This window comes from Hoyosella sp. YIM 151337, assembly GCF_026041215.1.
In the GTDB taxonomy this organism is placed as follows: Bacteria; Actinomycetota; Actinomycetes; order Mycobacteriales; family Mycobacteriaceae; genus Hoyosella.
In genome coordinates, this window is record NZ_JAPEIQ010000006.1 from 520,912 (window position 1) to 536,056 (window position 15,145).

Sequence of the window (15,145 nt, forward strand, 5' to 3'; positions counted from 1 at the left end):
GTACGCCTACACAGACCCGCTATCGACAACCCGAGTTCGCACAGAGACATACACGGGCTGGGTTGCGATCAACTTCATTGGAGCGAGCGCCAGCACACCGGCGCGAGGAACTCACGTCTTACCTGCCGGTCGCCGCGACAACGATCAACTCGTACGAAACCGCCTCACAAATACTCGACGTCACCGTTACCGCAGCGCCTTCCTCAGTGGCGGACGACGATGACGAAGCCACCGTCGCCGCGGTAGACAGCGCGTCGGTGTCACTGAGACCGCAGACACTTCCCGGCGTTTCAGGCAGTCCGCTGTGCCTCGTTTTCCGAGCAAGAGTCGCAGCACACAAGGCAACCATTCACGCCATCACGTACCAGGTGGCAATCCAGTCCCGGATTGGCGGAGAAGGCAACGGAACACTCCAGCGCTTGAACCTCGCGCGCACTCAAACACCCCAGTGACTACCCGCTAACGGCCGACGAGCGTCGTCTCGAACGAATACCGATTGGCGCGGTAGAGGTGTTTACCGAACTCCACCGCTTTCCCGGTGTCGTCAAAAGCCGTGCGCTGCATCGTAAGCAGCGGCGCACCCAGCTGCTCGTCGAGCAGTTCAGCTTCCTCTTTGGACGCGGCTTGTGCGCCGATCCGCTGCCGGGCTATCCGGATGTGAATGCCGCGCACCCGCAGCGCCTCATAGAGCCCTCGAGACGCGAGTTCATCTTCTGGGGGCGCAACCTCCGCCGGAAGGTAGTTCGCCATCAGTGCGATCGGCTCCTGATCGGCGAGCCGCAACCGGCGAATCAGCACGACATCGTCCCCTGCGCGCAGGTTGAGCTCGCGCGCAACCTCCAATTCGGCTCCGTGGAGGGTGTATTCGAGCATCGTGGTGCCCGGCTTCTTTCCGGCGCGCATCAGATCGTCATACAGACTGGTCAGCTCAACCTGGCGGTGCAGAGGGGCCTGCACCACCTGCGTGCCTACCCCGCGCTTACGAACGAGCAGCCCTTTGTCGACGAGTTCCTGGATCGCGCGGCGCGTTGTCGGCCGGGACAGGTTGAGCCGCTCCGCGAGCGCGATCTCGTTCTCTACCCTGTCGCCAGGATTCAGCACGCCTTCGTGAATCGCCTGCTCAATCGCCTCGGCGAGCTGATAGTACAGCGGAAGCGGGCTTGAGCGGTCGAGACGAAGTTCTAGCGGCACGCTCACAACACGCCTCCGTTCTTTGGACGCCCGCGACGGAACATCCCGAGGGCCCCCCGGCCACAGGGACACTTCACAGCACCAGTGCTGATCAAACCACGATACCATCGAAAGACACAACGTCCGAATGTTAGGACAAAGTCTTGACAGTGGCATGTGTGCTGGCGCACAGTCAGAACTACGAGTGGCGCTTGTACCCCTGGCGGTAACGCAACACCGAGCGAACAGCAGCGACACAGTGGGAGCGAAATAGTGCAGGTCACACACAATCCATCGGGATCGGACCCGGCCACATCGAATACCTCGAGGGCCGACGGTCAGGTCTATGACGTTCTCGCGATCGGCCGCAGCGGAGTCGACATTTACCCGCTCCAGACCGGAGTGGGTCTTGAGGACGTCACCTCGTTTGGCAAGTTTCTTGGCGGTAGTGCCGCCAATGTCACCGTGGCGGCCGCACGCCTCGGGCGCCGGTCGGCGCTGATCTCCGGGGCCGGAGATGACGCGTTCGGCCGTTACGTGAAACAAGAACTTCAGCGCCTCGGCGTCGAGAACCGCTACGTGATCACAAATAGCGAGTACGCCACACCGGTCACGTTCTGCGAGATCTTCCCGCCCGACAACTTCCCGTTGTACTTCTACCGCAAGCCGAGCGCGCCAGACCTGCAAGTTACGCCAGCCGACATTCCCGCCCGTGCGGTGCGCAACGCGCGCCTCTACTGGTCGACCGTTACCGGCCTGTCCGAAGAGCCAAGCCGCAGCGCGCATTTCGCTGCCTGGGAAGCTCGCGAGCGCCGGCCATTCACTGTGCTTGACCTCGATTACCGCCCAATGTTCTGGGAATCCGCTGAGGCGGCAACTGAGCAGGTGCAACGAGCTCTCCCTCATATCACTGTGGCCGTCGGTAACCGCGAGGAATGCGAGGTTGCAGTAGGAGAGACCGAACCGCACAAAGCGGCTGACGCGTTGCTCGACCTCGGTGTCGAAATCGCGATCGTTAAGCAGGGCCCGAAAGGTGTGCTTGGAAAGAACCGTTCCGGTTCGGTCGTCGTACCTCCGATTGCCGTGGACGTCGTCAACGGCCTCGGCGCCGGCGATGCGTTCGGTGGCTCTCTATGCCACGGCTTGCTCGCTGGCTGGCCGCTCGAGAAGGTCCTGCGCCACGCAAACGCCGCAGGTGCGATCGTCGCGTCGCGCCTCGAATGCTCTACCGCAATGCCAACAGAGGGCGAAATCACCGCCTTCCTTCCGGACGAGGAGTCGCTCCATGTCTGACACGCTCCTCGCTGAACTGCCGGGCAGAAAACCTGTCTGCTCGAACTACGCCGAAGTCACCGCGCTTCGCGCAGCCGAACCCTCCGCCATCACCCGCGCATGGGCAGCCCGCGGCCGTCGTCCAACAATCCGGGATGACGGCAGACTGATGATTGTCGCTGCCGATCATCCCGCGCGGGGCGCGCTTGCGGTGCGAGGCAACCATGACGCGATGGCGAGCCGCCTCGAACTGCTCGACCGGCTTCGCGAAGCACTCGCCAACCCCGGCGTGGATGGCGTCCTAGCCACCAACGACGTGCTTGAGGACCTTCTTCTCTTGGGTGCGCTCGAAGACAAAGTCGTGTTCTCGTCGATGAACCGCGGCGGCATCGCCGGCGCATCATTCGAGTTCGACGACCGGATGACCGGCGCAACGGCCGAATCGACTGCGCGGCAAGGACTCAACGGAGCGAAAATGCTGTGCCGCATCGCACTCGAGGACGCAGGCACACTGCCAACTCTGCAGGCGTGCGCGCAAGCGATCGACGACCTCGCGGCGCGCGAACTCATCGCGATGGTTGAGCCCTTCTTGTCCCGGTGGGTGGGGGGCAAGGTACGCAACGACCTGAGTCCTGACGCCGTCATCAAGTCGATCCACATCGGCCAGGGCCTCGGCTCAACCTCCGCGTACACCTGGATGAAGTTGCCTGTGGTGCACGAGATGGAACGCGTCATGAACGCAACGACACTCCCCACCTTGCTGCTCGGCGGAGATCCCGACGGAGACCCCGACGACACTTATTCAAGTTGGGCGAATGCTTTGGCACTGCCGTCAGTTCGCGGGCTCATCGTCGGTCGCACGCTGCTCTATCCACATGACGACAACGTCGCAGGTGCTGTGGCAACCGCAGTCTCGTTGCTCCGCTGATCTCGTGACCCTTAAGGACTACACATGCTAGACACTCTGAAGCGAAGCAATTATTACCTCCCTAACGGTGCGGCGGCGCGCGGTCCCTTTGCCCTCCAAGTCACGCCGCAGTCCGCAGGCTGGACTGAATCGAGCCTGCGCATCGCCAACCTCGAACCCGGGCAGCGCCTCACATTGGAGACTCGTGATGACGAGTACATCGTGATTCCCCTCGCGGGATCAGCCACCGTCGCAAACGGTGCGGGAACGTTCGCACTCCAGGGTCGCACCTCCGTCTTCACAGGTCCCAGCGATTTCGTGTACGTCGGCCGAGACAGCAAATTCACGCTTTCCACAGAGGCAGGAGGCCGCATCGCGCTGTGCGGAGCTCGCGCGAAAAACAAACTTCCAATGCGCTATGTCGCGGCCAATGACGTCGCCGTGGAGTTGCGCGGCGCCGGCAACTGCAGTCGCGAGGTCCGTAATTTCGGCACCGCCGACGCATTTGAAGCGGACTCACTTATCGCGTGCGAAGTCGTAACACCGGGTGGCAATTGGTCCAGCTACCCCAGCCACAAGCATGACGAAGAAACCGAGGCTGAGTCCTCCCTTGAAGAGATCTACTACTTCGAGATCTCCGAGGCTGATCCTGGTGATGGCTCGTTCACCGGTGGGGTCGACACCACCGGTCGGGGCTTCGGCTATCAGCGCGTATATGGCACCAAAGAGCGACCCATCGAGGTCCTTGAAGAGGTCCGCACCGGCGATGCCGTGCTGATTCCACACGGCTACCACGGCCCGTCCGTCGCCGCGCCCGGCCACCACATGTATTACCTCAACGTCATGGCCGGTCCTGGCGCGGTGCGCGCCTGGAAGATTACCGACGATCCCCAGCACACGTGGATCCGCGGCACCTGGGATAGCCAGGACGTTGACCCCCGTCTCCCCCTTCGACCCAACTCCGGAGCATAGTCGTGGCACCGATTAACCAGACCCCGCAGGGCAGAATTCCCAATGACGAACCAACCGTGCGGCTGACTGTTTCCCAAGCGACGATCAAGTTCCTCGCCAATCAATTCGTCGAGCGCGACGGTGAACGACAGAAACTGTTCGCCGGCTGCTTCGGCATCTTCGGTCACGGCAACGTCGCAGGCCTCGGCCAGGCGCTCTTGCAGGCCGAACTCGAGGACCCGGAGGCGCTGCCCTACATCCTCGGCCGCAATGAGCAAGCCATGGTGCACACCGCGGTGGCCTACTCACGGGCTAAGGACCGCCTCCAGACGTGGGCGGTGACGACGTCCATCGGGCCCGGCGCCACCAACCTTGTGACCGGCGCGGCGCTCGCTACGACTAACCGCATACCGGTGTTGCTGCTCCCCGCCGACACCTTTGCGACCCGCGTAAGCGCCCCGGTCCTGCAAGAGCTCGAGCGCCCCGACTCAGGTGACCTCACGGTCAACGACACGCTGCGCCCCGTCTCGAAGTTCTTCGATCGGGTGTGGCGTCCCGAGCAGCTGCCCTCGGCGTTGCTCGGGGCGATGCGTGTGCTCACGGATCAGGCTGAAACCGGCGCGGTTACCGTGGCGATTCCGCAGGACGTCCAGGCTGAAGCGTTCGACTGGCCGGTAGCGCTGTTCAACGAGCGCACCTGGCACCTCGGACGGGTCGTGCCGCAGCCCGGCCAGGTGGCACGTGCCCTCGACCTCATCCGCGCAGCCCAGAAGCCACTGCTAGTTGCGGGTGGCGGAGTGCATTATTCGCGCGCAACGGAGGCGCTCAGAGCCTTCGCTGAGCAGACTGGCATCCCAGTGGGAGAAACCCAGGCGGGCAAGGGCGCGCTGCGTTACGACCACCCGCTCGCGGTGGGTGCGATCGGCTCAACAGGCACAACTGCTGCCAACGCGCTCGCCGCTGACGCTGACGTGGTCATCGGTATCGGCACCCGCTATAGCGATTTCACGACCGCCTCACGAACCGCGTTCTCAAACCCGGACGTGAAGTTCGTGAACATCAACGTGTGCTCACTCGATGTGTGCAAGCACAGCGCGGTCGGGGTTCTCGCGGATGCGCGCGAAACACTCACGGCACTCGCTGATCTGATCGACGGGTATCGCACCACGGACGAGTATCAGGAGCGGGTCCGCAGTCTCGCAGCCGAATGGGACGCCATGGTCGAGTCGGCGTACCACCCGGGCCGTACCGGCGAAAGCGGGAGACTGCTGCAGTCTGAAGTCATCGGGCTGGTCAACGAACTCACCGATCCCCGTGACGTCGTGGTGTGCGCTGCTGGCTCAATGCCTGGCGACTTGCACAAGATGTGGCGTACCCGCGATAGCAAGGGATATCACGTGGAGTACGCGTATTCTTGCATGGGCTACGAAGTGGCTGGCGGTCTCGGGATTCAGATGGCGTGTCCGGACCGCGACGTGTTCGTCATGGTCGGTGACGGCTCCTATCTGATGATGGCGACCGAACTCGTCACGGCGGTGCAGGAGGGCGTCCCCGTCAACGTTGTTCTCGTGCAGAACGACGGCTACGCGTCGATCGGTTCACTTTCTGAAGAACTCGGTTCGCAGCGGTTCGGTACGAAATACCGTTACCGCTCCGACCGCGGCCGCCTCGACGGCGACGTCTTGCCCGTCGACCTCGCAGCAAACGCGGAAAGCCTTGGTGCGGAAGTTATCCGGGCACACACTGCGTCAGAGTTCGCCGCAGCGATCAAGCACGCCAAGACCAGCCCACGGCCCACCGTGATCCACGTCGAGAGTGACCTCATGACGAACGCACCTGACAGCAAGTCCTGGTGGGACGTGCCCGTGTCAGAGACGTCGGCACTCGAATCGACGCAACAAGCCCGCGAAGTCTATGACGCGTGGAAGTCCGTGCAGCGGCACTATCTGACGCCCTCCGAATAGTGAAGGACACAAGTCCATGACAGACCTTTCTCGACTCACCCTCGGCACCGCACCCGATTCCTGGGGTGTCTGGTTTCCTGAAGACGACCACCAGGTCAGCTGGCAACAGTACCTCGATGAGATCGCCCAGGCCGGCTATAGCTGGACCGAACTCGGACCGGCGGGCTTTCTGCCGCAGGACCCCGGTCGGCTACGCGATGAGTTGGAGCAGCGTCAGCTGAAAGTCAGCGGCGGAACGGTATTCGCCGGGCTTCACCGCGGCCGCGATGCGCTGAAGGAGGCCATCGATACTTTCAGCAAGGAAGCCCGGCTGCTGCAAGCCGTGGGCGCGAAGTATCTTGTGCACCTGCCCGAGCAATACACCGACATGCATTCAGGTGCGGCGACCGAAGCTGCAGACCTTGAGGCGCAACAATGGAACGACTTGGTTAACGGGTCGAATGAACTCGCAAAGATCATGCTGGAAGAGTTCGGTATCGAGCTTGTGTTCCACCCACACGTCGACACACACGTCGACACGCAGGAACGCGTGGAACGGTACCTGCAGGACACCGATCCGCAGTACGTGAACCTATGCCTCGACACCGGCCACATTTCCTACTGCGATGGCGACAACGTGGACATCATCCGGAAATTCCCGGAGCGCGTTCACTACGTCCACCTCAAGCAAGTCGACCCTGAAGTGCTCACAACGGTGCGTGCGCAGAATCTGCCGTTCTCCGAAGCCGTCAAGCTCGGCGCGATGGTGGAACCGCCCCACGGCATCCCTGACATGCCACCGCTGTTGGATGCACTCGCGAAGCTCGACAGCGACATCTTCACGATCGTCGAGCAGGACCTGTACCCCGTGGCACCCCATATCCCTCTGCCCATCGGAGCCCGCACCGCTGGCTACTTTTCCGCCTGCGGACTCGGACCCGTCCGCCGCTGGCCGTACAAGAACTGAAAGGACCACACCAATGACACTCCGTGTTGCTGTCCTCGGCGTCGGGCTGATGGGGACCTACCATGCTGAGACCCTCGCAAACCGTACCAGCGGTGTTGCAGTGACGGTCATCAACGACTTCTCCCCCGAACGCGCGCAGGAGGTTGCCCACTCGACAGGTGCCCGTGTGGTCAGCGATCCACTGGAGGCGATCGCCGCCGACGATGTGGACGCTGTCGTTATCGCCACACCTGGCCCGGCACATGAAAAACAGGTGCTGGCGTGCCTTGAAACCGGTAAACCGGTGCTGTGTGAAAAGCCGCTGACCACCGACGCAGAGTCCTCGCTCGCGATCGTGAAGGCTGAAGCCGAACTCGGCAAGCAGCTCATCCAAGTCGGCTTCATGCGCCGCTATGACCACGAGTATGCACACCTTCGCGGCGTTGTGGAGTCCGGCGAACTCGGTGCCCCGCTGCTTCTGCACTGCGCGCACCGCAACAAGGCCACCCATCCGCATTTCGATTCCGAGATGGTCGTCAAGGACGCGCTGGTCCACGAGGTCGACGTCACGCGGTTCCTCTTCGGTGAGGAGATCACCGCCGTACGTATTCTCACACCTGCGCCGGTCTCCACGTCGCACGAGAACCTGCGTGATCCGCAGTTCGCAATCTTCGAAACGGAAAGCGGCCGCATGGTCGACGTCGAAGTTTTTGTGAACACCGGAATCGCATACGAGGTCCGGACTGAAGCAGTCTTCGAACGCGGTTCAGTCCAGATCGGCCTCGGTATGGGGGCGGTGCACAAGACCGCACCGGGGGTTTGGGGCGGGCCGGTGACCGCCGACTTCAGGGAGCGCTTCGATCAGGCATACGCCAGCCAATTGCAGGCATGGGCGGATCAGTCCCGCAAGGCGATCGCGAGCGGCAACTACGTCGTGAACGGCCCGCGCGCGTGGGATGGCTACGCAGCCGCGGTGGTTTGCGAGGCCGGCGTTCGCGCACTGAACTCCGGCGAACGGGTCGCGATCGAGTTGCCCGAACGTGCGTCCATCCCTGGAGCCTGACAACCACCTGAGAGGAGCCGACGTGGTCAAGATCGCGCTCGACCCCAACATGTACCACCCCGAACTGTCGGTCGCCGATGAGGTCCGCAAGGCGGCGGATCTCGGCTACGAGTACCTCGAACTCTCGCCGCGCGCCGACTTCTTCTTTTGGCATCACTATCCCAAGGCCGATGACGCCGCAATCGCCGACGTCAAGCAAGCGATGAAAGAGACCGGCGTCCAGGTACTTACCCTCGTTCCCGTATTCAACTGGGCATCCCCTGATGAGCAAGAACGGCGGGCGCAGGTCCGCAACTGGAAGCGGCTGCTCGAGATCGCAAATGACCTCGAATGCCCGCTGGTGAACTCAGAGTTGTCCGGGGACCCGAACCGTCCGCGTGAGTCAGAACATGCTTTCTACCGGTCGATGGAGGAACTCATCCCTGTCTTTGAGCGGTACGGCATCGCGCTGAACCTCGAGGCCCACCCGTACGACTTCGCCGAGCGAAACGCTGATGCGCTGAACATCATTCGCGGGCTCAACAAGTCGTGGGTGAATTACGTGTACTGCGCACCCCATTCGTTTCATCTATCCGACGGCGCGTACAACGTGGGCGAGATGCTTCGCCAAGCTAGCGACAAGCTCGCGCACGTGCACATTGCCGACTGCTACAACCACCGAGCGAACCAGGGCAACCGGTACATCATCAACCCGCCTGGAGCAGATGTACGGATTCACCAGCACAACGAGATCGGGCATGGCGAGGTGCCATGGGAGGACTTCTTTTCCACCTTACGAGACGTGCAGTTCGACGGCGTAGCCACCGTGTGCGTCTTCGGCTGGGAAGAAAAGGCCGACGAGATCCACAAGCGGATGCTCGACCGGATCACCTCCGAACTCGCCTGATAACCACCACTCTTCAAGGAATCACCACACATGACCACCAGCACTGACACCACCACGATTTCGCATTGGGTCGACGGCAAACCGTTCGGCGGCACGAGCACGAAAACCGCTCCCGTCACCAACCCGGCGTCGGGTGAAGTAACCAAGCAGGTCGCGCTCGCCTCTGTGGAGGACACCCGCGCAGCGATTGATGCGGCCTCATCTGCCTTCCCAGCTTGGCGTGACACGTCGCTCGCGAAGCGCGTCCAGATCCTGTTCAGGTTCCGCGAGCTGCTCAACGAGCGCAAGCCTGAACTCGCGGAGATCATCACCTCCGAGCACGGCAAGGTCCTCTCCGATGCCCTCGGTGAGATCACGCGCGGCCAGGAGGTCGTTGAATTCGCGTGCGGTATCCCACATTTACTCAAGGGCGGCATGACCGAGAACGCGTCAACCAAAGTCGACGTGTTCTCGATCCGTCAGCCGATCGGCCCGGTCGCCGTGATCAGCCCGTTCAACTTCCCCGCGATGGTGCCGATGTGGTTCTTCCCCCTCGCTATCGCAACCGGCAACACCGTCGTCCTGAAGCCGTCTGAGAAGGATCCTTCAGCGTCGATATGGCTGGCTGAACTCTGGGCCGAGGCGGGGCTGCCGCCGGGCGTGTTCAATGTCGTCCAGGGCGACAAGACGTCGGTGGACGAACTCCTCACCAACCCGGGCATCAAGGCGATCTCGTTCGTCGGTTCCACCCCGATCGCGCAGTACGTCTACAACACCGGGACCGCGCACGGCAAGCGGGTGCAGGCCCTCGGAGGTGCGAAGAACCACATGGTGGTTCTTCCCGATGCCGACCTTGATCTCGCGGCTGACGCCGCGGTCAATGCAGGCTTCGGGTCCGCTGGCGAACGCTGCATGGCGATCTCCGCCCTCGTTGCCGTCGGCGGTGTAGGAGACGCACTCGTCGCGAAGATCAACGAACGCGCCAAGACCATCAAGACCGGTGACGGCACGAAGAACTGCGACATGGGTCCCCTGGTCACCAAGCAGCACCGCGATAAAGTCGCATCATATATCGATGCGGGCGAAGCGGCCGGCGCGACAATCGCCCTCGACGGCCGCCAAGTACAGGCAGATGGTGGCGAGAACGGTTTCTGGCTCGGCCCGACCGTCATCGACCACGTCACACCCGAGATGACCTGCTATACCGAAGAAATCTTCGGCCCGGTGCTGTCGGTCCTGCGTGTTGAAAGCTATGACGACGCACTGGAACTGGTGAACGTAAACCCGTACGGCAACGGCACTGCCATCTTCACCAACGACGGCGGGGCCGCCCGGCGCTTCCAGAATGAGGTCGAGGTCGGCATGGTCGGCATCAATGTGCCGATCCCAGTCCCGATGGCGTACTACAGCTTTGGCGGCTGGAAGTCGTCGCTCTTCGGTGACACGCACGCGCATGGGGCGGAAGGCATTCACTTCTTCACCCGCGGCAAAGTTGTCACCGAACGCTGGCTCGATCCGAGCCACGGCGGCCTGAACCTCGGTTTCCCGCAATCTCACTGAGACCGTCCACTAAATGCCTTCGGGCCCTTGATGTCAAGGACGAACGAATGAGCACCAAGACATCCATAGCTCTCGCCGGTCTGGGTCGTATGGGGAGAATTCATCTCGCCAACCTCACTGGCCGCTGCCCATCCGCGCAGCTGGCGGCCGTGTTCGACGCTCGTGAAGACGTCGCACGGGAGATCGGCGAACAGTTCGGCGTGCCATGGACAACGACGTATGAGGAGCTGCTGCACAATCCCGACATCGATGCAGTCGCTATCGCGACGCCCACTGGTACGCACGCACCGCTGACGATCGCCGCAGCGGAAGCCGGGAAGCATGTCTTCTCGGAGAAGCCGATTTCGCTGGACCGGGCCGCCACCGTCGACGTGCTCGACGCGGTGAAGAAGGCTGCCGTCCAGTTCCAGGTTGGCTTCCACCGGCGTTTCGACCCAGACTGGGTGGCCGGGGTCCATCGGATCAAAGCCGGCGAACTCGGCGAGGTTTTCATGTTCCGGACGTCGCTGCGCGACATGATCGCACCGAAAGCCGAGTTTCTCGCGGGTTCGGGTGGCTTCTTCGTCGACGTCACGGTTCACGACTTCGACACTGCGCGATGGATCGCCGGTGAAATCGTCGAGGTCAGTGCCTACGGAAGTTCGCTGAGCGATCCGGAGGGGTTTGCCGCGATCGGCGATGTCGACACCGCGGTGGTGGTGGTGCGTTTCGAGAACGGCGCGCTGGGCGTTATCGACAACAGCCGGGCTGCGGGTTACGGGTACGAGTGCTCCACCGAGGTCGTCGGTTCACGTGCGACATTGCGCATCGACAACCCCAGACGCTTCGGCTACGAGTGGCGAACACCCGGCTCAGCTACAGTGCCGCTCGTAGCGGATTTTGAGCAGCGTTATCCGTTCGCCTACCAGGCCGAAGTCGAAGCGTTCGCGCAGTGCGTGCAGACTGGAGAGCAGCCGCGCTGTACTGGGCTCGATGCGCTGGCCGCATTCGACTTGGCCCAGGCCGCGTCACACGCGTGGAGGACAGGCACGACCGTGAAGCTCAGCCCGCAGCGCGTTGACGGCGGTGTGGAATACGGCGCTCTGCTTAGTTCACACTGACCGCGAGTATCGCATGACCGACGGCCGTGAGGTCGTCTGCGTGCTGCAAACCGAAGGGTCTCCGCAGCACCGCATTGTTAGCGACGGTCGTCGCAGCGATGACACGCAGCCGCGCTTCCGCACGGCTCATGCCCGGCCGCGCATACTGCAGGAGCGTTGCCCACGACACCACGCCATCACGCTGGATGTCGCGGGTGCGCCCTGCGTTGATGTCGGGTGACAAGTGCATCGGTTCGGTTGCCGCCACTGCTATGAGGCCCGGGTGAGCGACACTGAATTCGGCGTAGTAACGCATCATCGCACGCACGATGTCGTCAGGGGCGCCACTCTCCGTGACCGCTCGCGCGATGTACCCGTCGATCCAGCGGGCACAACGATCGAGGATGACCTTGAGCAGGTCTGATTTGCGCGGGAAGTAGTGGTAGATGCTGGGACCCACCATGCCAGCACGCGCGGCGACATCCTCGATCGTCGTAGCGACGTACCCCTGTTCGCCGAAAAGGGTCGTAGCCGCCGCGATAAGTTCCTCCCGGCGCTCACCACTCGCGTCGGCCTGAACTAGACGTTCCGCCTCGCCTGCGGTGATCAATTGCGGGTAGGGCTGCGGTACCGGCAGCGCGCCGATCATGTCGCCAGCGAGGCGGCAAAGGATGTGGATGCCGTCCTCCTCAGCTACCTCGACGCGATGGTACGAGATGCTTCCAAGCATCCAGATGAGGTACCAGGCGACGAGGCGGCAGTGATGTGGAGTCAGGTCCGGCCGGGCAGCGGCGACCACCCCACCGATCGCGCGTACCGCTTCCACGATCAGCACCGCGACCGCGCGCTGCTGCGAGGCAGGCAAATGCCGTACCTCCCGGCGCAGCAGCGGATGCACCCCGCGGGCAGCGAAGGCGAAGGCCGACAAGTCGGCGAGAACCTCGGCCGTGGGACGTCCGTCGGCACACGCTGCGACGACGGTGTCGCGGACACCAACGGCAGCGGTGAGCAGCACCTGTTCGAGAAGTTCTTCCTTGTTTTTGTAATGCCGGTAGAGCGCCGTGGGGGTCACTCCCACGGCATCAGCAATGTCCGCCATCGAAACCTGGTGGTATCCCTGCGCGATGAACAGTTTGCTCGCTTTAGCGAGGATAATCTGCTTGCGATCGCGGGGCCGTTTGCGCGGCGCCAAGCTCGCGGTATCGCTGATCGACATTCAAGTAATCCTAGGGCATTGGCAGGTCGCGGCTGCTCCCGATCGGGAATCTCACCGCCGCACTGTGTGCCCCTCGCCGATCGGGCGGGCTTCACGTCCCGGCAGTGACAACCACGCCGACGCAAAGAAGCACAGTGCACCCGCGAACGTTCCCATCGTGGCCACCGACGCGTCCTCGGGCACATCCGACGCGGTGACAAACGCACCGACCGCCGAAGCCGCGAATGCGAGGCAGCCGATGAAGTTCAGCCACACGGCGTAACACGCACGGGTCCGCATCGCACGGATCGTTCCTGCATCTCGCGCGACCACCAGTACCAGCGCACCACTGACGAGGAAAGCCACCGACCCGGCCGCGTCCGGCGTCCACACGAGGGCTCGCTCATCCGCCACCGGGTGGTGCACTCGCAGGGCCGCGCTGGTACTGACGTTGAAGAGCAGGGCGCCAACTAGTTGCGCTGCCGCGGCTAACCACTCAGCCCGCACACCAGGGACGGACAAGTGCCGCACCCGGGCATCCTCGCTGAGCATAAGCTGGATACACGCGGCGGCCGTGAAGAACAGCGCACCGGTGAAGAACAGCGCGTTTGCCATGCTCGCGCCGGCCGGTTTCGCGAAACCGGGCGCGGCACCCACTGTGAAGAACAGCGAGCCAAGCATGAAGCCCCAGCACTGATGCCGCAGCTCCCCGTGAACTGACACGCCGCCGTGCCCGCGTTGCAGCATCCGCATGACCACTCCCTTGGTGTGGAGACCGACTCACCGGTATTCAGTGTGACCATGTTCGCCGACGCATTTCGGCGGTTCAGGTTGGTACATCTCCCGCATTGCAATACGCTCCCAACTCGATGCATACGTCCAGGAAAGTCCGGATCGCCGCGATCGCGGTAGCGGGTTCACTTGCCACCGCGAGTTTCGCGATCACGCCTGCAGCTGCCCAGCTGCAGGAACCAGAAATACCGGGCCCCACAACGACGTCTGCGGCTCCTTTCACGACACCTGACACCTCCGACTGCCCGGCTCGGCAAACTCCGCCCCCGCCCACCGACACGTCAGAGGAACCTCGCGCCGGGGAATCAGCTCCCGAACCGCTGCCAGTTCCAGATCAGCCGGTAGGCGGTCCAGGGCTGGGGTATTGCGGACTCGCACACGCCGACGACGCGCCTGACGCGCCCAGCGAAATCTCGGCCGAGAGCTGGCTGATCGCCGATCTCGACACTGGCGAGGTGCTCGCTGCAAAAGACCCGCACGGCCGCCACCGCCCTGCCAGCACAATAAAAACGTTGCTTGCACTCGTCGCGTTCGGCGAAATCGATCTGGGCCGTACGATCGTCGGCACTCAAGAGGACGCCAACATCGAGGGCAGCCGTGCTGGTATCGGGCCCGGAGGCGTGTACACCAACGAAATACTGATGCAGGCGCTGGTCCTCTCGTCGGGAAATGACGCGGCAAACGCGATTGCCCAACAGCTCGGTGGCGTCGACGAGACGATCCGGAAGATGAATGAGTACGCGGCGGAACTCGGTGCGCTCGACACACGCACCGCAACGCCATCCGGCCTCGACGGCCCAGGGATGTCCTCGTCCGCGTACGACCTCGCCGTGATCTTCCGGGCGGCGATGCAGATCCCTGAGTTTGCGGCCTACTTGCAGCTCGATCAGATCGACTTCCCCGGATACCCAGCCGACCCCGAGTTGCCCGGCGATGTCGATCGCCCGGGCTTCGCCATGGGTAACGACAACGTCGTGAACTGGATGTATCCAGACTCGATCGGCGGAAAGAACGGCTACACGAATGCCGCGCGCCATACGTACGTCGGGGCTGCGGAACGCGATGGCCGCCGGCTAGTCGTTTCGGTGCTGAAGGCCGAGAACGAGCCGCATCCAGTGTGGAAGCAGATTGCTGATCTGTTCGATTACGGTTTCCGCGTTCCAGAAGGCGCCAGCATCGGCACCCTCGACGCGATCGCAAGCATCATGGAGGCCCAGTCACGCGATGAGTCACCCGCGTTGTCGCCCCCCGTTTCCGCAGCGGACGATGGCCTTACCAGCCCGCCGAGCCCATCGTCTCCCGAGACCGGCCAGCGCGTGCTGATCGGGGCGGGCGGCGCAGCCCTGATCGCCTTGATGCTTTACGTCGCGATACGCGCCGGCCGCCGGCGCAACCGGTGAAA

Annotated in this window: 14 protein-coding genes; 11 read left to right on the top strand and 3 right to left on the bottom strand. The window is 63.0% G+C overall.

What is annotated here, in order from left to right:
- The first annotated feature begins 62 nt into the window (after positions 1 to 62).
- On the top strand, positions 63 to 452 hold the full coding sequence (locus ONR57_RS03900; RefSeq protein ID WP_265121596.1) for a hypothetical protein: 390 nt from the start codon (positions 63 to 65) through the stop codon (positions 450 to 452).
- A gap of 7 nt (positions 453 to 459) precedes the next feature.
- Here the strand turns inward: ONR57_RS03900 and ONR57_RS03905 are convergent, their stop codons facing one another.
- Entirely contained in the window at positions 460 to 1,197 is a 738-nt protein-coding gene (locus ONR57_RS03905) for a GntR family transcriptional regulator (RefSeq protein ID WP_308198642.1), read from the bottom strand.
- Between the two features lie 333 nt (positions 1,198 to 1,530).
- Between ONR57_RS03905 and iolC the strand changes: the two genes are divergently transcribed.
- Genes iolC through ONR57_RS03950 form a run of 9 tightly spaced genes read left to right on the top strand, consistent with a single transcriptional unit; the run spans position 1,531 to position 11,777 of the window.
- Positions 1,531 to 2,463, top strand: coding sequence for a 5-dehydro-2-deoxygluconokinase (gene iolC / locus ONR57_RS03910; protein ID WP_374116394.1), 933 nt, complete (start codon positions 1,531 to 1,533; stop codon positions 2,461 to 2,463).
- Positions 2,456 to 3,370, top strand: coding sequence for an aldolase (locus ONR57_RS03915; protein WP_265121598.1), 915 nt, complete (start codon positions 2,456 to 2,458; stop codon positions 3,368 to 3,370). The genes iolC and ONR57_RS03915 overlap by 8 nt, the downstream gene beginning before the upstream one ends.
- Positions 3,371 to 3,394: 24 nt before the next feature.
- The gene (iolB, locus tag ONR57_RS03920) at positions 3,395 to 4,321 is read left to right on the top strand and encodes a 5-deoxy-glucuronate isomerase (RefSeq protein ID WP_265121599.1); all 927 of its coding nucleotides are present in this window, start codon (positions 3,395 to 3,397) and stop codon (positions 4,319 to 4,321) included.
- Between the two features lie 2 nt (positions 4,322 to 4,323).
- Positions 4,324 to 6,264: a 3D-(3,5/4)-trihydroxycyclohexane-1,2-dione acylhydrolase (decyclizing) gene (gene iolD, locus ONR57_RS03925; RefSeq protein WP_265121600.1), complete on the top strand. Its 1,941-nt coding sequence runs from the start codon at positions 4,324 to 4,326 to the stop codon at positions 6,262 to 6,264.
- A gap of 16 nt (positions 6,265 to 6,280) precedes the next feature.
- Complete coding sequence (locus tag ONR57_RS03930) at positions 6,281 to 7,210, top strand: sugar phosphate isomerase/epimerase (protein WP_265121601.1); 930 nt, start codon at positions 6,281 to 6,283, stop codon at positions 7,208 to 7,210.
- Positions 7,211 to 7,223: 13 nt separating this feature from the next.
- On the top strand, positions 7,224 to 8,252 hold the full coding sequence (locus ONR57_RS03935; RefSeq protein WP_265121602.1) for a Gfo/Idh/MocA family protein: 1,029 nt from the start codon (positions 7,224 to 7,226) through the stop codon (positions 8,250 to 8,252).
- Positions 8,253 to 8,274: 22 nt separating this feature from the next.
- A complete protein-coding gene (locus ONR57_RS03940) occupies positions 8,275 to 9,138 on the top strand; it encodes a sugar phosphate isomerase/epimerase family protein (protein WP_265121603.1) in 864 nt (287 codons plus the stop codon).
- A 30-nt stretch (positions 9,139 to 9,168) separates the two neighbouring features.
- Positions 9,169 to 10,677 carry a CoA-acylating methylmalonate-semialdehyde dehydrogenase gene (locus ONR57_RS03945; RefSeq protein ID WP_265121604.1) on the top strand — a complete coding sequence of 503 codons (1,509 nt, stop codon included), beginning with the start codon at positions 9,169 to 9,171 and terminating at the stop codon, positions 10,675 to 10,677.
- A 47-nt stretch (positions 10,678 to 10,724) separates the two neighbouring features.
- Complete coding sequence (locus ONR57_RS03950) at positions 10,725 to 11,777, top strand: Gfo/Idh/MocA family oxidoreductase (protein WP_265121605.1); 1,053 nt, start codon at positions 10,725 to 10,727, stop codon at positions 11,775 to 11,777.
- Here the strand turns inward: ONR57_RS03950 and ONR57_RS03955 are convergent.
- Positions 11,764 to 12,972 (bottom strand): TetR/AcrR family transcriptional regulator, encoded by a 1,209-nt coding sequence (locus tag ONR57_RS03955; RefSeq protein ID WP_265121606.1) that lies wholly within the window; start codon positions 12,970 to 12,972, stop codon positions 11,764 to 11,766. The genes ONR57_RS03950 and ONR57_RS03955 overlap by 14 nt on opposite strands.
- 51 nt (positions 12,973 to 13,023) lie before the next feature.
- Positions 13,024 to 13,704, bottom strand: a complete 681-nt coding sequence (locus ONR57_RS03960) for a hypothetical protein (protein ID WP_265121607.1) — start codon at positions 13,702 to 13,704, stop codon at positions 13,024 to 13,026.
- Between the two features lie 116 nt (positions 13,705 to 13,820).
- Between ONR57_RS03960 and ONR57_RS03965 the strand changes: the two genes are divergently transcribed.
- On the top strand, positions 13,821 to 15,143 hold the full coding sequence (locus ONR57_RS03965; protein ID WP_265121608.1) for a D-alanyl-D-alanine carboxypeptidase family protein: 1,323 nt from the start codon (positions 13,821 to 13,823) through the stop codon (positions 15,141 to 15,143).
- Positions 15,144 to 15,145 lie beyond the last annotated feature (2 nt).